We start from the raw sequence: 18,869 nt of genomic DNA, 5'->3' as shown, positions 1-18,869 counted from the left end.
CTTGCGGGCGGGAGCGGGCGGAAGCACGGTCCCTCACACACAGATACGTGAAGGACACGCAACTCATGACGACGCCCACGATCGAGCTCAAGCCCACTTCCTCCCCGCTGTCCGACGCGGAGCGCGAGGCGATCCTCGCCGCCCCCGGATTCGGCCGCCACTTCACCGACCACATGGTCACCATCCGGTGGACCGAAGGCCGGGGCTGGCACGACGGGCAGCTCGTCCCGTACGCCCCGCTCTCCCTCGACCCGGCGACGATGGTCCTGCACTACGCGCAGGAGATCTTCGAAGGGCTGAAGGCGTACCGGCAGCCCGACGGCAGCGTCGCCACCTTCCGCCCCGAGGCCAACGCCAAGCGCTTCCAGCGTTCCGCCCACCGCCTCGGCATGCCCGAGCTGCCGGTGGAGACCTTCATCGAGGCGTGCGACGTGCTGGTCCAGCAGGACAAGGCATGGGTCCCGGCGCACGGCGGCGAGGAGTCCTTCTACCTCCGCCCGTTCATGATCGCCACCGAGGTCGGCCTGGGCGTGAAGCCCGCCAACGAGTACCTCTTCCTCGTCATCGCCTCCCCGGCAGGCGCCTACTTCGCCGGCGGTGTGAAGCCCGTCTCCATCTGGCTCTCCGAGGACCGCGTCCGCGCCGTCCCCGGCGGCATGGGCGACGCCAAGACCGGCGGCAACTACGCCGCCTCCCTCCTCGCCCAGGCCGAGGCCACCGCCAAGGGCTGCGACCAGGTCGCCTACCTCGACGCCGTGGAGCACAAGTGGGTCGAGGAGCTCGGCGGGATGAACCTCTACTTCGTGTACGAGAACCACATCGTCACCCCCGCCCTCACCGGCTCCCTGCTCGCCGGCGTCACCCGTGACTCCCTCCTCGCCGTCGCCCGCGACCTCGGCTACACCTCCGAGGAGGGACGGGTCTCCATCGACCAGTGGCGCGAGGACAGCGCGAACGGCACCCTCAAGGAGGTCTTCGCCTGCGGCACCGCCGCCGTGATCACCCCCGTCGGCACGGTGAAGTCGGCCGGCGGCGAGTGGACCCAGGGCGATGGCACCCCCGGCGAGATCACCCTGAAGCTCCGCGAGCGCCTCCTGGACATCCAGCGCGGCATCGCCGAGGACACCCACGGCTGGATGCACCCGCTGGGCGACTGACGGCCGGTCGTTCCACCGCACACACGCGGTACGTACGAAGGCCGCGCCCGACGGAAGAACGGGGCGCGGCCTTCGGGCGTCGTACGAGGCGCGAACGGGGGTGTTCGTCAGGCGGTTCGGCCTGCCGAGGCGTCCGGCTCCGGCACCTGTGGTGCCCCGTTCTGTTCCTCACGGGGCACCACGACTGTCAGCCGGCGCCCGTTTCTCCGTTTCCACAGGTCAGGTCCGTGTACGGAGCGAAGAACGTAGACGGTGTTGCCCTGGACGTCGGTGACGATCGCGTCCCGCCCGGTTTCCTCATCGTGCACCTGGTCGCCCACCCAGGGCTTGCCGTCCTTCACCGGCGCACCTCACTGCTCAACTCCGCCCAGACCTGCTTGCCCCAGCGGTACAGCTCGGTCCCCCAGCGCTCGCTGAGCGCGTCGACCAGCACCAGACCTCGCCCCCGCACAGCGTTCTCGTCGGGGTTGGAGCGCATCAAGGGGATGACCTTCGAGCGGTCCATGACCCCGATACGGACGCAGCCGGGTCTCGGCCGGGAGACGATGACCCGCACCTGTTCCAGGTGGCCGTGGTCGATGGAGTTGCTCGTCAGTTCGGTGACGATCAGGGTGGCGTCATCGGTCAGGTCGTCAATTCCCCACTCGGCGAGAGCGGTTCGTACGAGCTGACGTGCGACGGCCGCGCTCGCCGGTGTGCGAGGGAGCGTCTTGGAGTAGGAGGAGAGCCTCGCGGGGCTGTCTTCCGTGCAGTTCTTGGTCACGTTGTCACCTCCGGGCGGAGCTGAGCCCATAAGCACTGGCCGTCTTGGGAGACGCCCGACGAGTGGCTCAGCCGGCTGATGATGAGGGCGCCCGGACCGCGCATGGCGGGCACGGGCAGCGGCAGGAAGCCGGTGGCGCTGATGCGAGCCCTGCTCCCGGCGGTCGAGATGGTCATCTCGACGGCGTCGGGGCTTCGGCCGGTGAGGCCGACCAGGATCGCTACGAACAGCTCGTCGGCGATCAGTTCGGCGTCGTCGTGGTTCAGCCGCCCACGGGCCCACCGGCGCACGTGGCTTGCCTCGCCGGGATGCCCCTTGAAGAGCACGCGCCAGGTATGGCCCGATTCGGGCATGACTGTCCTTCCGGCTTCCGGTTTATCTGTGTACGGATACCTGCTTTCTGTACACAGATTGTCGGCGGAGTTGGCGTCGGTCAAGCGGAACGGGAGAGTATGTGTGCACAGAATTGACGCGATCTTCGAAACGGTGGTGTGGCGTGGCCCAGCCCGAGTACCTGCGGATCGCCGCTGACCTGCGACGCCGTATTTCTTCCGGCGAGTTCCGGCAGGGCGACAAGCTTCCGACGCTGCCCGAGCTCAGTGAGTCCTATCGGGTCTCCGACACGACGATCCGCAACGCCCTGCGGCTGCTCCGCAACGAGGGGCTGATCGAGACCAGGGCCAGGGCGGGGACCATCGTGAGGCCGCGCCCTCCCGTCCACCGCATGGCGGCCGACCGGTACCGGACCGTGCCGGGCGCACCGTCCACGCCGTACACCCGGGACCAGGGCATCGGGTGGTCGGAGTACCGGCTCGACAAGCGGTTCGAGCGCGTGGAGGCGAACGCCGAGCTGGCCAACCTCTTCGAGTGCGAGCCCAGAGAGCGCCTCCTCGCACGGCACTTCGTGTTCTTCGACGGCGATCAGCCGACCCAGATGTCCACCTCGTACGTGCGCTGGGCGGATGTCTCGGGCACTCCCGTGGCGGACCCGATCAACGAGCCCTGGCCGGGCGGGACCCGGGCCCAGATGGCCTCGCTGGGTGTCACGGTCAGTCGGATCACGGAGTCCTTCACGGCGGCGATGCCGACCGAGGAAGAGGCCGGAACCCTTCGGATTGGCGCGGGAGTTCCGGTTCTCCGGTACACCCGCAGGCACGTTGCGGACACCGGCCGGATCGTCGAGGTGGCTCACCCGATCGTGCGGCGGGCCGATACGACCGTGGTGGATTTCGTCATCGAGCTGGACGAGTGACCGCAGGGATGCGGTACCTGTGCCGGCGGTTGGACGCGAAGCGCCCGGCCTGAGTCAGTGACGGGCAAGCACCTGGAGCAGCCCGGTCACCGCCACACCGGCCACGATCTGCCGGGCGTCGATCATTCCCTGTACGGCCGAGAGCGGATGCCACTCGATGCGATCCGCCTCGTGGGTGTCGACGGGCTCGGCCACCCGCACGGCGTCGCGCGCGAGGAAGACATGGTGCTCGGCGTCGGACATGCCGCCGACGGGCTGGATGTAGGCGAGAGGGGCGAGGGTGGCCGGGTCCACTCGATAGCCGGTCTCTTCGAGGACCTCGCGGGCGGCGGCGACGGCCAGATCCTCACCCGGCTCGACGATGCCGCTCGGGATCTCCCAGTTCCACGTCGATGTGGCGAAACGGTGCCGCCACATCAGCAGTACCTCGTCGGCGGGGGAGAGGAGCACCACGGCCGCGACGGGCGCCAGCTTGATCAGGTGGTGTTCGTAGCGGGGGCGGCCGGGTGGTTCCACGTCCACGAGATCGAGGCCGACCCAGCGGCTGGAGTAGATCGGTCGCGATCCATGCACGGTCCACTCGCTCATACCGGTTCCTGCCGCAGGGCCGTCAAGATCGCGCCAGCATACGGGGCTGTCCAGTAAGGCACGCCGCCGATCGCCGTGGCCCCCGCCTACTCCCGCTCCCCCCGCACCAGCTCCGCCACCTCGCCCAGCGAGTCGACCGACCAGTCCGCCGTCGCGCGGACGGCGGGGTCGTCGGCCCACCAGTGGCCCCAGGGGCCGCGCCTCAGGTGGGCGGTGAGCAGGCCCGCCGCGTGGGCGGGGAAGACGTCGTTGGCCGGGTGGTCGCCGACGTACAGGGTGTTCTCGGAGCGGGTGCCGGAGACGCCGAAAACGCGGGCGAAGAAGGCGGGCTCCGGCTTGGCGGCCCCCCACTCCTCGGACATCACGACGAGGTCGGCGGGCAGGTTCAGGGCCCGCAGCAACTCACCGGCGCGGGCCGTCTGGTTCCCCGCGACGATCACGCGGACGCCGAGCTCGCGGAGCGCGCCCAGGGTCAGGCGTACGTCCGGGTAGAGGTCCGACTCGTCCAGGTACTCGCCCCGGCCCGCCGCCTCCCGGGCCCGCCACTCGGCCTCTACGTCGATGCCGGGGCGGACCAGGCGCAACGCGTCGGAGTTGTCGCGGCCCTGGGTCACCACCGCCCCCACCAGGGCGCTCATGGTGTGCCGGGGGACGTCCAGCCAGTCGGCCCAGGAGCCCCAGTACCGGTTGTCGTTGGTCAGCGTCTCGCCGACGTCGAAGACGATGGTCTCGATCACCGGGCCGACCCTACTGGGCGGGAGGGGCGGGGCGTCCGGCCGCGGCTGCTCCCGCCGTCTCCTGTTTCGCCCGGACTCCGCCGGGCAGGCGCTGTCCTGCAGGTACTGCCGAGGTGACCTACGTTGGCAGTGGAAGGTTCGTCCATCCGAGGAGGCCCCGTGACTGACGGCAGCAAGGACAAGGTCAAGGGCAAGGCCAAGGAAGCCATGGGCAGGATGACCGGCAACCGGAGCAAGGTCGCCGAAGGCAAGGCCGACCAGGCGAAGGGTGCCGCGAAGGACGCCGTGGGCGACGCGCGCAAGAACCTGCGCGACAAGTCCGGCCCGAAGGACCCGCTGATCACCGACGACGAGTGAGACCGGTACTCACTCTCCGGGCCCCCGCCTTTCCTGGGCGGGGGCCCGTCGGCTGTCCCGCCACCGCCGCCACCGCCGCCGGCACCACCGACCCCACCGCGTCAGCGCCAGCGGTGGGTCCGGTCGGTGATCGGCGGAAGCAGTAGGGGTCCGGAGCCGGGAGGGTCGCCGGCCGGGAGCAGCCGGTCGAGCACGTCGGCCACGGCGGGGTAGAGGTGGAGGGCCGCAGCCTTCGCTCGGCCACGGCGGGGTAGAGGTGGAGGGCCGCAGCCTTCGCGAGAGGGACCCACACCACCCTGGTGGGGTACTCGGCATCCTGTTCGCTCTCCGGCAGGGCCTCCCGGGCGGGGCGCGGGAGAGCCAGGAGGTGGATCAGATGGAGCCGGCGGAAGGTGCCGGGGCGGCCGGGCCTTGTGGAGATCTGGTCCTGGACCCAGAGCGGCCGGGGCGGTTCGGGCAATGAGCCGACGTCGAGGGTGAGCTCCTCCCGGAGCTCGCGGGCGAGCGCCTCCGGCACTTCCTCGTCCTGGTCGAGGAGCCCGCCGGGCAGGGAGTGCTGCGTCCCGCCGGGGCGGGAGCGGCGGACGAGGCAGATCTCCCCGTTCTCGACGATCGCGGCGCAGACCCGGACCGTGACGGCCGGAGTGGGGTCGGTTGTCCTCGTGGTCATGAGGGGCCCTACCCCTCGCCGATGCGGCGGAATCGCGCTTGGTGGGCAACCAGGCTTCCCGGCCCAGCCGTTGACCGCACGACGCTCAGCCGTTGGCCGTACGACGCCCTTCGCGCCGGGAGTGCTTCTCTCGGCCGGGGTACGCAACGTACGCAAGTAAACCGGATCGTTGCCCTCCGCTCCCTTGTCCGCTCTCCCCGGCGTGCGGCACGGTGGCCGACCATGGGACGAGAGCAGTGGAAGAGGATCTGGGTCGGTTCGGCCGGGAACATGGTCGAGTGGTTCGACTGGTTCGTCTACGCGACCTTCGCCGTCTACTTCGCGGACGCGTTCTTCCCCGAGGGCAACGGGACCGCGAACCTGATGAACACCATGGGCATCTTCGCCGTGGGGTTCTTCATGCGGCCGGTCGGCGGCTGGCTGCTCGGCCGGATCGGCGACCGCCGGGGCCGCAAGGCCGCGCTGACCCTCACCGTCACGCTGATGTCGGCCTCCGCGATCCTCATCGCCGTCGCCCCGACCTACGCGGTCGCCGGGTACGGCGGGGTCGCCGTGCTCATGGTGGCCCGGCTGCTCCAGGGCCTGTCGGTGGGCGGTGAGTACGCGGCGAGCGCCACGTACCTCACCGAGGCGTCGCGGCCCGACCGGCGCGGGTTCGCCTCCAGCTTCCAGTACGTGTCGATGACGGCGGGTCAGCTGCTCGGACTCGGGCTCCTCATCCTCCTCCAGCACACCCTCTCCGAGGACGCCCTGCACGACTGGGGCTGGCGGGTGCCGTTCGTCGTCGGGGCGCTCGGTGCCGCCGTCGTCTTCTACCTGCGCCGCACCATGCTGGAGACCGAGGTCTACGCGGAGTCCGGCGCCGCCGAGGACGCCGACCGGGGCACCCTCAAGGCCCTGTGGGCGCACCGGCGCGAGGCGTTCCTCGTCGTCGCGCTGACCATGGGCGGAACCGTCGCGTACTACACGTACACCACGTACCTGACGAAGTTCCTCTCCAAGAGCGCCGGGATGGAGAAGTCCACCGCCACCCTCGTCAGCTTCTGCGCCCTCTTCGTCTTCATGTGCCTCCAGCCCCTCGCCGGGATGCTCTCCGACCGGATCGGGCGGCGCCCGCTGCTCATCGGGTTCGCCGTCGGTTCCACCTTCCTCACGGTGCCGGTCCTGATGATGCTCAAGCACGCCGGGACGTTCTGGCCGGCCCTCGGCCTCTCGCTGCTGGCCCTGGTCGTCGTCACCGGCTACACCTCGATCAACGCCTGCGTGAAGGCCGAACTGTTCCCGACCGGCGTTCGCGCGCTCGGGGTGGCGCTCCCGTACGCCGTCGCCAACGCGCTCTTCGGCGGGACGGCCGAGTACATCGCGCTCTGGTTCAAGAACGCGGGCGCCGAGTCCGGGTACTTCTGGTACGTGGCCGGCTGCGCGGCCGTCTCGCTCGTCGTCTACCTGAGCATGCGGGAGACGCGCGATCTGGACCTGCACCGGATCGGCGCGGGAGAGGCGCCCGGGGCCGCCCCGGGCCTGCCCTCGGGCGGGACGAGTGTCACGACCGCATTCTGAGACGGGTCCGACACGGGGGCGGTGCTGTGCCAAACTGCTCCCGTGTCCTCGTTGTCCACGATTATTGGCAGCAGGCGCGCCGGTCCGCAGTGACGTCCCGTACCACCACGTACGGCACGCTCACCGTGCCCCAGACCCGCGCGCAGACCTCTCGCACCCGCGAGGGGTTTTTTCGTTTTACGGCCCCCACCCAGGCCGGGACGGCGCTCGCGGGATGATGGGGGCAAGTGGAGGCCGATAGTCCGCATCCACTCATCCGACAGGAGTCGCATCAGCATGACCACCAAGGCCACCGCCACCGACGACAGTTTCCATGTCTTCGACACCACCCTGCGCGACGGTGCACAGCGTGAAGGCATCAACCTGACGGTCGCCGACAAGCTGACCATCGCCCGGCACCTGGACGACTTCGGCGTCGGATTCATCGAGGGCGGCTGGCCCGGCGCCAACCCCCGGGACACCGAGTTCTTCGCCCGCGCCCAGCAGGAGATCACCTTCGCCAACGCCCAGCTCGTGGCGTTCGGCGCGACCCGCAGGGCCGGTGGCAAGGCCGCCGAGGACCCGCAGGTCAAGGCGCTGCTCGACTCCGGCGCCCCGGTGATCACGCTGGTCGCCAAGTCCCACGACCGCCATGTCGAACTCGCCCTGCGCACCACCCTGGACGAGAACCTGGAAATGGTCTCCGACACCGTCTCCCACCTGCGCGAGCAGGGCCGCCGGGTCTTCGTCGACTGCGAGCACTTCTTCGACGGGTACCGCGCCAACCCCGAGTACGCGAAGTCCGTCGTCCGCGCCGCCTCCGAGGCCGGCGCCGACGTCGTCATCCTCTGCGACACCAACGGCGGGATGCTCCCCGCCCAGGTCCAGGCCGTCGTCTCCACCGTGCTCGCCGACACCGGCGCCCGGCTCGGCATCCACGCCCAGGACGACACCGGCTGCGCCGTCGCCAACACCCTGGCCGCCGTCGACGCGGGTGCCACCCACGTCCAGTGCACGGCCAACGGCTACGGCGAACGCGTCGGCAACGCCAACCTCTTCCCGGTCGTCGCCGCCCTGGAACTGAAGTACGGCAAGAAGGTGCTCACCGAGGGCGCCCTCGGTGAGATGACCCGCATCTCCCACGCCATCGCCGAGGTCGTCAACCTGACCCCCTCCACGCACCAGCCGTACGTGGGTGTCTCGGCCTTCGCCCACAAGGCCGGACTGCACGCCTCCGCGATCAAGGTCGACCCCGACCTCTACCAGCACATCGACCCCGCGCTCGTCGGCAACAGCATGCGGATGCTCGTCTCCGACATGGCCGGGCGCGCCTCGATCGAGCTGAAGGGCAAGGAGCTCGGCATCGAACTCGGCGGCGACCGCGAGCTGGTCGGCCGCGTCGTCGAGCGCGTCAAGGAGCGCGAACTGAGGGGCTACACCTACGAGGCGGCCGACGCCTCCTTCGAACTGCTGCTCCGCGGCGAGGTCGCCGGCACCGCGCCCCGCTACTTCCGCACCGAGTCGTGGCGGGCCATCGTCGAGGACCGCCCCGACGGGGTGCACGCCAACGAGGCGACCGTGAAGCTCTGGGCCAAGGGCGAGCGAATCGTCGCCACCGCCGAGGGCAACGGTCCCGTCAACGCCCTGGACCGGGCGCTGCGGGTGGCGCTGGAGCGGATCTACCCGCAGCTCGCGAAGCTGGAACTGGTCGACTACAAGGTCCGCATCCTGGAGGGGCGTACCGGCACCGAGTCCACCACCCGCGTGCTGATCACCACGGGCGACGGCGCCGGCGAGTGGTCGACCGTCGGGGTCGGGGAGAACGTCATCGCCGCGTCCTGGCAGGCGCTGGAGGACGCGTACACCTTCGGTCTGCTGCGGGCCGGGATCGAGCCGACGGAGTAGGACCCGGTGAGCGGCCGTCCCACGCGTCGCGGACGGGTACGGGAGACCGGCCGTCCCACGCGTCGCGGACGGGTACGGGAGACCGGCCGTCCCACGCGTCGCGGGACGGCCGGACCGGCTCATCGGGAGCCGGTGGTCACCCGAGCCGCCACTTCTGGTTGGCGGCCCCGGTGCAGCTCCAGATCTGGGCGCGGGCCCCGTTGGCCGTCGAGGCGTCCGTGATGTCCAGGCACTTGTTCGCCGCCGTGTTCACCACGTCCCCGGTGGAGGCGTTGTACGTCCACCGCTGCGCGCCCGTGCCGTTGCAGGTGTAGAGCTGGACCTTCGCGCCGTCCGCCGTCGATGCCGAGGTCACGTCGAGGCAGACGCCCAGCGTCCGGATGGTGCCGTCGGACTGGACCGTCCAGCGCTGCGCGGCCGAGCCGTTGCAGTCGTAGAGCTGGACCGCCGTGCCGTTCGCCGCGCTGCCGTTCGCCGCGTCCAGGCACTTGCCGCCGGTGCCGGTGAACGCCCCGGAGGTGCCGGTCGAACCGCCGGTGCCGGACTGGGTGCCGGACCAGGTGAAGGTGGCCGAGGTGCGGGCGGGCAGCGAGTAACCGAAGGTCGATCCGCCCCAGTTGACGGTGAGCTGCTGGGCGGAGGAGCCGCCGTTGTAGGCGATCAGCGCCTTGGAGCCGTCCGTGTTGCGCCAGGCGACGTTCGGGACGGTGGAGCTGGCGGTGGAGGCGATCCGGGAGGCGCCCGGGCGGACGAACTTCGTGAGGTGGCCCATCGTGTAGTACTCGATGTTGTAGTCCACCTGCCCGCTGCTGCCGTCACCGTTGTGCACCGTGATCAGCCCGTCGCACGTGCCGCAACCGCCGTTGTGCGGGCCCCGGTTCTGGTCCACCGCGAGGGACCACTTGGTGACCGACTTCGCCCAGTTGCGGGTGTAGTCGATGATGTTGAGCATGTCCTCCTTCTGCTGGTCGGCGATCCAGGTGCCGCCCGAGTGCTCGGTCTGGAAGGCGTCCATCGTGGGGTACTGGTTGTGCACGGCGGTCTGCTTGGCGATGTCGCCGCCGTAGCCGTGCCAGGCGACCCCGCCGAAGTTGGGGTGGTTGCGCACCGCGGCGTCGTCCACGGTCGGCGCGGCGTAGGCGTCGTAGGTGTCCCAGTTCCAGTCGTGCGCCAGCACCTTGGTGGTGAGCCCCGCCGCCTGGAGCTTCGGCAGCAGCTCGCTCTTGGTGAAGTAGGCGAGCCCCGAGCCGTTCCAGCTCATCGAGGGGTAGCCCGAGCAGCAGGTCGGCTCGTTCTGCGCGGTGACGTACTGGACCGGGACGCCCTGGGCCTGGTACGCCTGGAGGTACTTCACGAAGTAGTCGGCGTACGCGCCGTAGTCCTCGGCCTTCAGCCAGCCGCCGTTGAGCTGGCCGCTGTCCTTCATCCACGCCGGGGCGGTCCAGGGCGACGCCATCGTGGTGAGGGACGGATTGAGCTGCTTGGCCTGCTTCGTCAGTGGCAGGACGTCCGCGAGGTCGTGCGCCACCGAGAACTTCGCCAGCGTGGGGTCGGTCTGCCCGGCGGGCAGGTCGTCGTAGGTGTATCCGGTCCGCGCCAGGTCCGAACCGCCCATGGGATTGCGTACGAACGAGAGCCCGATGCCCTCCGTGGGGGAGAAGAGCTTCTTCATCGTGGCGTCCCGGGTCGCGTCGCTCAGCGCCCCGCTGCTCTTCATCAGCCAGGCCGCCGTGTCGGTGAAGGACGCGCCGCCGCCGGTGAACGTCTGGTACCGGGTGTTCTCGTCGACCGTCACCACGGTGCCCGCGCTCCCGCTGCCGGACCCGAAGGCGACCGGTGTCTGGGCCTGGAGGCCGCGGGTGACATGACGGCCGCCGGAGTCGTCGGTGGTGGTCAGGACGATGGAGACGCTCTCGCCGGCCGCCTGGGCGGCGGGCGCGGCGAGCCCGGTGAGGCCGGTCGCGGCGAGCGCGGTCGCCGCGAGCACCGCGGCGGTCCGGTTCGATCGCATCAATCGAATCATGGGGGAATGCCCTTCTTCGGCACAGGGGTGGGGTGCTGCCGTCGATCGAGGCGTGAGTGAACTGCCCCCACCGGCCCGCGTCAAGAGGGCGCGTACGTACAAGAAGTGAAGGCACAACTGCCCTCTCCTGCACGCCTGATGGGCATGGACCAATCTCGGTGTGAAGTATTGACGGCTCTGTTCCGGCGGGGTTAACTCCAGCCGCGACGCCGGTACCGGTTCCGGGACCGGTACCGCACGGTGGCGGTCCCCGGGGGCCGCCCGGCGTCCGACGCGTGTCAGGCACATGCCGAAAACAGCCCTTCCGGGGCCGAAAAGCACCGGTCGGGCCTCTGAGTTCCGTGTTCCGCCGTCTCAGGGAGGCTCCGTTGCGCGTCACCATCGCCGATGTGGCCCGCGCCGCCGGAGTCAGCAAGACCACCGTCTCGCGGGTGCTCAACACCAAGTCCGACGTGGACCGTTCCACCGCCTCCCGCGTTCGTGAAGTGATCGCACACCTCGGCTACGTCCCCAGCTCCGGAGCGGTCGGCCTGGCCCGCGGCAGCAGCCGCACCGTCGGGATGCTGGTGCCCTCGCTGACCTGGTCCTGGATGGGCGAGGTCCTTCAGGGCGTCGTCGACACCGTCGAAGCCGCCGAGTACGGCCTGCTGCTCTTCACCTGCAACCGGGGCGCCGACTCCGTCCGCCGCTTCACCACGCAGGTCTCCGCCCGCGCCTTCGACGGACTCGTGGTCGTGGAGCCGGAGAACACCCTCGGCCACCTCACCGCACTCCACCGCGGCGGCCTGCCGATCGTGCTCATCGACGACCGGGGCCACCACCCCGAGTTCCCCTCGGTCGTGACCACCAACCACGAGGGCGGCGCGAGCGCCGCCCGCCACCTGCGGGCCGACGGGCGCACCCGCCCGGTGGTCCTCAGCGGCCCCGCGCATTTCGGCTGCGTACGCGAACGGCTCGACGGATTCCGCTCCGTACTGCCGGAAGCCCTCGTCGCCCAGGGCGACTTCACCGAACGCGGCGGCGAACGCGTCATGGCCCGACTCCTCGCCTCCGGCGCACGGTTCGACGCGGTCTTCGCGCACAACGACGTCAGCGCCACCGGCGCCCTGAGAGCGCTCCACGCGGCCGGCCGCCGGGTCCCGGACGACGTCGCCGTCATCGGCTTCGACGACATCCCGATGGCCGCGCACACCGCGCCCCCGCTGACCACCGTCCGCCAGCCCACCCGGGCGATGGGGGAGACGGCGGCCCGGATGCTCCTCGCCCACCTGGGCGGCACACCCGCGCCGGACGAACCGGCCGTGCTCCCCACCGAACTCGTGGTGCGCCGCTCGGCGCCCTGACCCCTCTCCCCGCGCACCCGCGGCCGCGGACGGCCGCCCGCGCCGGGACCCGCCCACCCCCACGGCCCTGGCCCCACGATCCTCCCGCCCCACCCCCCGCGCCCGCCCGCACCGCTGCAGGACCCCCGTGCAGCCGAGCCGAGAGAAGAGCCGCCACATGCCAGCCACCCGCCACCGAAGAGGATCGGCACGCGCCCTCCTCGCCGCCGTCACGGTCCTCGCCGGACTGATCACGGCCGCCGTCCCCGCGTCGGCCGACGACCCCGCACCCGTGCTCGTCGACCGGTTCGAGGGCGAGGTCCCCCTCAGCGCCCCGCCCGCCGACTCGATCTTCACCTGGGGCTCGGACACCGACGACCAGCCGAAGCTCGCCTTCACCGAGCGCGCCGACGCCCCCGAGGGCTCCAAGGTCCTCGAAGGCACCTACGACATCAGCGGCTGGGGCGGGCTGAGCCACGAGTTCGCCGTCGACCAGGCCCCCCAGGACTGGAGCGCCCACAAGGGCATCCGCTTCTGGTGGTACGGGCAGAACAAGGCGCCCCTGCCGCCCGGTTCCGGCAAGAAGATCAGCTTCGAGATCAAGGACGGCGGCGCCAACGGCGGCGCCTCCGAGCTGTGGACCATGTCCTTCACCGACGACTGGGAAGGCTGGCACCAGGTCGAGGTCCCGTTCGCGGACTTCGTCTACCGCGGCGACTACCAGCCCGTCGGCGGCATCGACCACATCCTCGGCCTGGACCGCATGTGGGGCTACGCCCTCACCCTGCCGACCGGCGCCCCCGGCTCCTTCGCCATCGACGGCATGGAGCTCTACGGCAAGGCCGACCCGGCGCTGACCGCCGCCGTCGCCACGGACACCACCGTGCACCCGGTCGACAACGGCGCCGTCGCGAGCGTCGGCCTCACCCTCACCACCACCGGCGGGAAGCCCGTCGAGGAGCCCGTCACCGTCGCGTACACCACGCAGGGCGGCACCGCGGTGGCCGGCACCGACTACACCCCGGTCACCGGTACGTACACCTTCCCGGCGGGCACCGCGTCCGGCGCCACCCACACCGTCACGGTGACCACCAGGAAGGCGAAGAAGGCGTCCGAGGCCCGGACCGTCCCGCTCGTCCTCACCGTCACCGGCGCCAAGGCCCCGACGGAGACCCCGCAGGTCGTCATCAACGCCCACGGCCTCCCGTACCAGAACGCCAAGCTCCCGGTGAAGCAGCGCGTCGCCGACCTGCTCTCCAGGCTCTCGCCCGCCGAGAAGGCCGGCCAGATGACGCAGGCCGAGCGCAACGCCCTGCGCAGCCCCGGCGACATCGCCTCGTACGACCTCGGCTCGCTGCTCTCCGGCGGCGGCTCGGTCCCCACGCCCAACACCCCCGAGGCGTGGGCGCAGATGATCGACTCGTTCCAGCTGCGCGCCCAGGCGACCCGCTTCCAGATCCCGCTGATCTACGGCGTGGACGCGGTGCACGGCCACAACAACGTCGTCGGGTCGACGATCATGCCGCACAACATCGGCATCGGCGCCACCCGCGACCCGCAGGCCGCCGAGAAGACCGGCGCGGTCACCGCGAGCGAGGTCCGCGCCACCGGCGTCCCGTGGGACTTCGCCCCCTGCGTCTGCGTCACCCGTGACGAGCGCTGGGGCCGGTCCTACGAGTCCTACGGCGAGGACCCGGCGCTCGTCGAGTCCATGGAGACCGTGATCCAGGGCATGCAGGGCGCCGCGTCGGGCAAGGACCTGGACCGCGACGACAAGGTGCTCGCCACCGCGAAGCACTACGTCGGCGACGGCGGAACCGAGTTCGGTTCCTCCACCACCGGCTCGTACACGATCGACCAGGGCGTCACCAAGGTCACCCGCGAGGAGCTGGAGGCGGTGCACCTCGCACCGTTCCAGGAGGCGGTGGACCGCGGTATCGGCACCGTCATGCCGTCCTACTCCTCCCTGGACATCCTGGGCGACGACCAGGGCCCGGTGAAGATGCACGGCAACGCCGAGATGATCAACGGCGTCCTCAAGGACCGGATGGGCTTCGAGGGCTTCGTCATCAGCGACTGGCAGGCCATCGACCAGCTCCCCGGTGACTACGCCAGCGACGTGCGCACCTCGGTCAACGCCGGCCTCGACATGATCATGGTGCCGACCGCGTACCAGGACTTCACCACCACGCTCAAGAGCGAGGTCACCGCCGGCCGCATCAGCCAGGCCCGGATCGACGACGCGGTTTCCCGCATCCTGACCCAGAAGTTCAAGCTGGGCCTCTTCGAGAAGCCGTACGCGGACACCTCGAACATCGGCGGCATCGGGTCCGCCGCCCACCGCGCGGTGGCCCGCGAGGCCGCGGCCAAGTCCCAGGTGCTGCTGAAGAACGACGGCGCCGTCCTCCCGCTGAAGGCGGACCAGAAGGTCTACGTCGCCGGCTCCAACGCCGACAACATCGGCAACCAGGCCGGCGGCTGGACCGTCAGCTGGCAGGGCTCCTCCGGTGCCATCACCGAGGGCACCACCATCCTGCAGGGCATGCGGAAGGACTCCGCGAACGTCACGTACTCCAAGGACGCCTCCGCCGCCACCGACGGCTACGACGTGGGTGTGGTCGTCGTCGGCGAGACGCCGTACGCCGAGGGCATCGGCGACGTCGGCAACGGCAACGACCTGGAGCTCACCGCCGCCGACAAGGCCGCGATCGACAAGGTCTGCGCCGCGATGAAGTGCGCCGTCCTGGTCGTCTCCGGCCGCCCCCAGCTCGTCGGCGACCGCCTCGGCGCCATCGACTCCCTGGTCGCCTCCTGGCTCCCGGGCACCGAGGGCGACGGCGTGGCCGACGTGCTCTACGGCAAGCGCGCCTTCACCGGCCAGCTGCCCGTCACCTGGCCGAAGTCCGAGGCCCAGCTGCCCATCAACGTGGGCGACGCCACCTACGACCCGCAGTTCCCCTTCGGCTGGGGTCTCACCACCCTGAAGAAGGCCCCCGCGGGCGGCGAGGTCACCCTGACCGCTCTCGCGGTGGCCGCCGGGATCGCGGAGAAGGCCCACCTCGGCAAGACCGCGGCGGGCAAGGCGATCGTGGACCAGGCGCGACTGCTGGTCCAGCAGAAGACCGGCGGAAAGCTGACGGCGGCGGTCTCCAAGCCGTTCGCCGAGGCCGACCACCTGCTGCTCACCGGTGACCTCACCGGCGCGGTGGCCAAGCTGCGGGCGGCCTACCGGGCCGCGTGACCCGGCGGTAGCGAGCGTACGAGGGTGTGCCCGGGCAGAGCGTTCGTGCCCGGGCACACCCGTGCGTCGGGGCGTCCGCCACGCCTGCGGCCCGTGCGCCGGGACGTCCGCGCGCACCCGGGAGAACGCGCGGCCCGGGTCGTCCGGAGTAGCGTGAAGTATGCGAAAAAGGCAGATGTTCGCATTTCTGGCCGGTTTGCTGCTGGTCCTCTCGGCCCTGCTCTGGACCGCGTCCTCGACGGTCTCCGCCGCCTCGGCCTCCCCGGGACACGCCCCGGCCGCGACGATCGAGGACGCGGCCCAGGCGCTGCGCGAGGACCCCGTCTACGTGGACCCGGGCGCCCGCGACCAGCTCTCCACCGGGCAGGAGAAGGCCCTGGAGGACCGGATCACCAAGGCCGACAAGCCGGTGTTCGTCGCCGTCCTCCCGGACACCTCCGCCTTCCCCGCGGACGGCCTGCTCGCCACCCTGCGCAACGACACCGGCATCACCGGGGTGTACGCCGTCCGCCTCGGCGACGGATTCGACGCGGGCGCGGACCCGCAGGTCATGCCGGTCCGCGCGGTCGACAACCTCACCGCGTCGGTGAAGGCCCCGGCCGCCGACACCGCCACCGACGCCCAGCTCGACGCCTTCGTGGACGGCGCACTCGAACAGGCCAACGGCACCGCCCCGGCATCCTGGTCCGACGGGAACGGCTCCTCCGGCCCCGGCTCCGCCGGCACCGGGCTGCTCGTCCTCGCCGGAGTCGCCGCCGCGGGCGGCGCGGGCGCCTACGCGATCATGCGCCGCAACCGCCGCCGGGAACGCGCCGAGGAGCGCGCCGCGCTCGACAAGCTCAGGGTCGTCGTCGACGAGGACATCACCGCCTACGGCGAAACCCTCGAACGGCTCGACTTCCACCCCGGCGAGCCCGGCGCGGACGAGGCGATGCGCACCGACTACGAGCACGCGCTCGACTCGTACGAGAGCGCCAAATCCCGCATGGGGAAAGCCGAGCGTCCCGCCGACGTCCGGCCCGTCACCCAGGCGCTGGAGGACGGCCGCTACTCCCTCGCCGTGCTGGCGGCCCGCCGCGCCGGGACCCCCCTGCCCGACCGCCGGCCCCCGTGCTTCTTCGACCCCCGCCACGGCCCCTCCGTCGCCGACGTGCGCTGGCGCCCGGCCGGCGCCGCCTCCCGCGAGGTCCCCGTCTGCGCCGCCGACCGGGCCCGCCTGGAGGACGGCGAGGACCCGATGAGCCGCACCGTGGACGTGGGCGACGGCGCCCGGCGCCCGTACTGGGAGGCCGGACCCGCCTACGGCCCCTGGGCCGGCGGCTACTTCGGCGGCGGGCTGCTCCCGGGCCTGCTGGTCGGCACGATGCTCGGCTCGATGCTCTCCACCCCGGCGTACGCGGCCGAGTACGGCGGCGGGGACTTCGGCTCCGGCGGCGACTGGTCCGGCGGTGACGTCTCCGGATCCGACTTCGACTCCTCCGGCTTCGGCGACGGGGGCGGCTTCGGGGACGGCGGCGGCTTCGGCAGCGGTGGCGGCTTCGACGGAGGCGGCGGGTTCTGAACCCGCCGGGACCTCACGAGGGCGTGGAACCTTCCTGGGCCGTACGCCGCCGCTCGTAGTGGCGGGCCGCCCGGGCCCGGTTCCCGCAGGAGGGCTTGCACCACTCCTGCCGCCCGTGGCTCTTGACGAAGTAACGCACGCACCGGGGCGCGGAGCAGGCGCGCAGCTGCTCGCGGTGCGGGCCGCTGAGGAAGTCGACGGCGGCGCGGGCCAGGGCCGCGACCAGGCGCAGGTGCGGGTCGCGCTGGTCCGAAAGGAGCCGGCTCGCGGGTTCCCCGCCGGCCGGCCAGTCCAGCTGAGGGGCGACCGGCTCCCGTGCGGCCACCGCGTTGAGATGGGCCAGCGCCTCCTCGACGGGCATCAGCCGGTGGGCGTCCGCCGGGCTGGGCGGAGCGGGACTGACCACCCGGGCGAAGAGCGCGCGGACCGCGCGCCGCAGGCCGGTCACCGCGAGCCTGAGCTCCTCGTCCGCCTCGATCCCTCCCGCCGGTACCAGGCCGGCGAGCAGCTCGCCCTGTCCGTGGATCCAGCGGGCCGTTCCCCCGACCGTGGCCAGGTCGTCCGCGACACCGCCGTCGCCGTCGTGGCGGACGGTGCTCGCCAGTTCCAGTGCGAGCCAGCGCTCCACAGCTGATCCCCTCTCCTCCGCCTGCTCCGCGGGTTGCCCCGGGCCGTTCGCCCGTGCCGGCGTCCCAGGCGCCGACCAGCCCACAACCCCTTGATCACACCATGCGCCCACGCTAACGTCCCTAACGGTAAAACGAGAACTTCCGTTAGACCACGGGGTGCGGAGAGTCGGAGCGGTGGAGCCGCACGGTCCTGCCCCGCCCCGGTGCGGACCGATATGAGCCGCTGCGGAACGCCATGAACCGCTACGGACCGCTACGGACCGGCGGGCCGTGCCCGCCGATGGAGGAGACCGACGTATGACGACCCTGCTCGCGCACATCAGCGACCTGCACCTGGACGGCAGCGGGAGGGCGACCGAGCGTGCCACCCGTGTCATGGAGTACCTGCGCGCCCTGCCCCGGCCGGTCGACGCCCTCCTGGTCACCGGCGACATCGCCGACCACGGCACGGAGAGCGAGTACGAGGAGGCGGCCCGGATCCTGGCCGCCCCCTTCCCCGTCCTCACCTGTCCGGGGAACCACGACGTACGGACCGCCTACCGCAAGGCCCTGCTCAAGGCCGAGCCCGGCCAGGGCCCCGTCAACGCGGTGCACCACATCACCGGAACCGCCGTCCTGATGTGCGACTCCACCATCCCGGGGCACGACGAGGGGCGCCTCGACGCCGAGACCCTCGCCTGGATCGACACGACGCTCACCGCGCTGCCCGGGGACACCCCGGCGCTGATCGCCTTCCACCAGCCGCCGGTCGCGCTCCACCACCCGCTGCCCGACGCCTGCATGCTCCAGGAGCCCGGACGGCTGGCCGACCTGCTCGCCCGCCATCCGCGGGTGGCCGCCGTCCTCACCGGCCACGCCCACACCGCGGCGGCCTCGACCTTCGCCGGGCTCCCGCTGATCGTCGGGCCCGCCGTCACCTGGACCCTGCGCATGCCCTGGGAGGGCGACGAGGCGGCCGACCGCGAGCAGCCGCCCGGCCTCGCCTTCCACGTCCTGGACGACGACCGGCGCCTGACCACCCACTACCGCGTCGTGCTCCCGGCCCGGCGCGGCGCGGAGTGAGGACCTTCGCGTACGCGTCGGCCCCCGTTCCCTCCTGCGGCAGGAGGCAACGGGGGCCGTGGT

General features: G+C 71.5%; 16 protein-coding genes. 9 read left to right on the top strand and 7 right to left on the bottom strand.

Annotated elements, in window-relative coordinates; all coding sequences use genetic code 11:
• Nucleotides 1-65 precede the first annotated feature (65 nt).
• Complete coding sequence (locus ACWCSV_RS05920) at nt 66-1,157, top strand: branched-chain amino acid aminotransferase (RefSeq protein WP_451138887.1); 1,092 nt, start codon at nt 66-68, stop codon at nt 1,155-1,157.
• A gap of 337 nt (nt 1,158-1,494) precedes the next feature.
• Here the strand turns inward: ACWCSV_RS05920 and ACWCSV_RS05915 are convergent, their stop codons facing one another.
• Nucleotides 1,495-1,920, bottom strand: coding sequence for an ATP-binding protein (locus ACWCSV_RS05915; RefSeq protein WP_451138885.1), 426 nt, complete (start codon nt 1,918-1,920; stop codon nt 1,495-1,497).
• Nucleotides 1,917-2,357, bottom strand: a complete 441-nt coding sequence (locus ACWCSV_RS05910) for a hypothetical protein (protein WP_451138883.1) — start codon at nt 2,355-2,357, stop codon at nt 1,917-1,919. The genes ACWCSV_RS05915 and ACWCSV_RS05910 overlap by 4 nt, the downstream gene beginning before the upstream one ends.
• A 59-nt stretch (nt 2,358-2,416) precedes the next feature.
• Between ACWCSV_RS05910 and ACWCSV_RS05905 the strand changes: the two genes are divergently transcribed.
• Nucleotides 2,417-3,172: a GntR family transcriptional regulator gene (locus tag ACWCSV_RS05905; protein WP_451138881.1), complete on the top strand. Its 756-nt coding sequence runs from the start codon at nt 2,417-2,419 to the stop codon at nt 3,170-3,172.
• A gap of 54 nt (nt 3,173-3,226) precedes the next feature.
• Here the strand turns inward: ACWCSV_RS05905 and ACWCSV_RS05900 are convergent, their stop codons facing one another.
• Together ACWCSV_RS05900 and ACWCSV_RS05895 are read right to left on the bottom strand one after the other, a co-directional pair.
• Nucleotides 3,227-3,760, bottom strand: coding sequence for an NUDIX hydrolase (locus ACWCSV_RS05900; protein WP_451138879.1), 534 nt, complete (start codon nt 3,758-3,760; stop codon nt 3,227-3,229).
• An 86-nt stretch (nt 3,761-3,846) separates the two neighbouring features.
• Nucleotides 3,847-4,497 (bottom strand): HAD family hydrolase, encoded by a 651-nt coding sequence (locus ACWCSV_RS05895; protein ID WP_451138877.1) that lies wholly within the window; start codon nt 4,495-4,497, stop codon nt 3,847-3,849.
• Nucleotides 4,498-4,656: 159 nt separating this feature from the next.
• Between ACWCSV_RS05895 and ACWCSV_RS05890 the strand changes: the two genes are divergently transcribed.
• The gene (locus ACWCSV_RS05890) at nt 4,657-4,854 is read left to right on the top strand and encodes a CsbD family protein (RefSeq protein WP_451138875.1); all 198 of its coding nucleotides are present in this window, start codon (nt 4,657-4,659) and stop codon (nt 4,852-4,854) included.
• Here ACWCSV_RS05890 and ACWCSV_RS05885 read toward each other — a convergent pair.
• Nucleotides 4,838-5,524: an NUDIX domain-containing protein gene (locus ACWCSV_RS05885; RefSeq protein ID WP_451138873.1), complete on the bottom strand. Its 687-nt coding sequence runs from the start codon at nt 5,522-5,524 to the stop codon at nt 4,838-4,840. The two genes, ACWCSV_RS05890 and ACWCSV_RS05885, sit on opposite strands and share 17 nt — an antisense overlap.
• Nucleotides 5,525-5,746: 222 nt before the next feature.
• On the opposite strand from ACWCSV_RS05885, the gene ACWCSV_RS05880 reads away from it, so the two are divergent.
• Nucleotides 5,747-7,084, top strand: coding sequence for an MFS transporter (locus ACWCSV_RS05880; protein ID WP_451138871.1), 1,338 nt, complete (start codon nt 5,747-5,749; stop codon nt 7,082-7,084).
• A gap of 276 nt (nt 7,085-7,360) precedes the next feature.
• The gene (gene cimA, locus ACWCSV_RS05875) at nt 7,361-8,968 is read left to right on the top strand and encodes a citramalate synthase (RefSeq protein WP_451138869.1); all 1,608 of its coding nucleotides are present in this window, start codon (nt 7,361-7,363) and stop codon (nt 8,966-8,968) included.
• Between the two features lie 136 nt (nt 8,969-9,104).
• Here the strand turns inward: cimA and ACWCSV_RS05870 are convergent, their stop codons facing one another.
• Complete coding sequence (locus ACWCSV_RS05870) at nt 9,105-10,979, bottom strand: lectin (protein ID WP_451138867.1); 1,875 nt, start codon at nt 10,977-10,979, stop codon at nt 9,105-9,107.
• A 353-nt stretch (nt 10,980-11,332) separates the two neighbouring features.
• Here ACWCSV_RS05870 and ACWCSV_RS05865 point away from each other — a divergent pair, with 353 nt between their 5' ends.
• The 3 genes from ACWCSV_RS05865 to ACWCSV_RS05855 all read left to right on the top strand — a co-directional run bounded on the left by ACWCSV_RS05865 (nt 11,333) and on the right by ACWCSV_RS05855 (nt 17,115).
• Nucleotides 11,333-12,334: a LacI family DNA-binding transcriptional regulator gene (locus ACWCSV_RS05865; RefSeq protein WP_451138865.1), complete on the top strand. Its 1,002-nt coding sequence runs from the start codon at nt 11,333-11,335 to the stop codon at nt 12,332-12,334.
• A gap of 157 nt (nt 12,335-12,491) precedes the next feature.
• Complete coding sequence (locus ACWCSV_RS05860) at nt 12,492-15,554, top strand: glycoside hydrolase family 3 N-terminal domain-containing protein (protein WP_451138863.1); 3,063 nt, start codon at nt 12,492-12,494, stop codon at nt 15,552-15,554.
• Nucleotides 15,555-15,714: 160 nt separating this feature from the next.
• Complete coding sequence (locus tag ACWCSV_RS05855; protein WP_451138861.1) at nt 15,715-17,115, top strand: hypothetical protein; 1,401 nt, start codon at nt 15,715-15,717, stop codon at nt 17,113-17,115.
• Nucleotides 17,116-17,128: 13 nt separating this feature from the next.
• Here the strand turns inward: ACWCSV_RS05855 and ACWCSV_RS05850 are convergent, their stop codons facing one another.
• Nucleotides 17,129-17,743 (bottom strand): CGNR zinc finger domain-containing protein, encoded by a 615-nt coding sequence (locus tag ACWCSV_RS05850; RefSeq protein WP_451138859.1) that lies wholly within the window; start codon nt 17,741-17,743, stop codon nt 17,129-17,131.
• 298 nt (nt 17,744-18,041) lie between these two features.
• Between ACWCSV_RS05850 and ACWCSV_RS05845 the strand changes: the two genes are divergently transcribed.
• Nucleotides 18,042-18,806, top strand: a complete 765-nt coding sequence (locus ACWCSV_RS05845) for a metallophosphoesterase (RefSeq protein ID WP_451138857.1) — start codon at nt 18,042-18,044, stop codon at nt 18,804-18,806.
• The last annotated feature ends 63 nt before the right edge of the window (nt 18,807-18,869 follow it).

The organism is Streptomyces sp. NPDC001770 (assembly GCF_053596135.1).
Note: the sequence above shows the minus strand (reverse complement) of the source record. Positions and strands in the feature narration are given on the sequence as shown.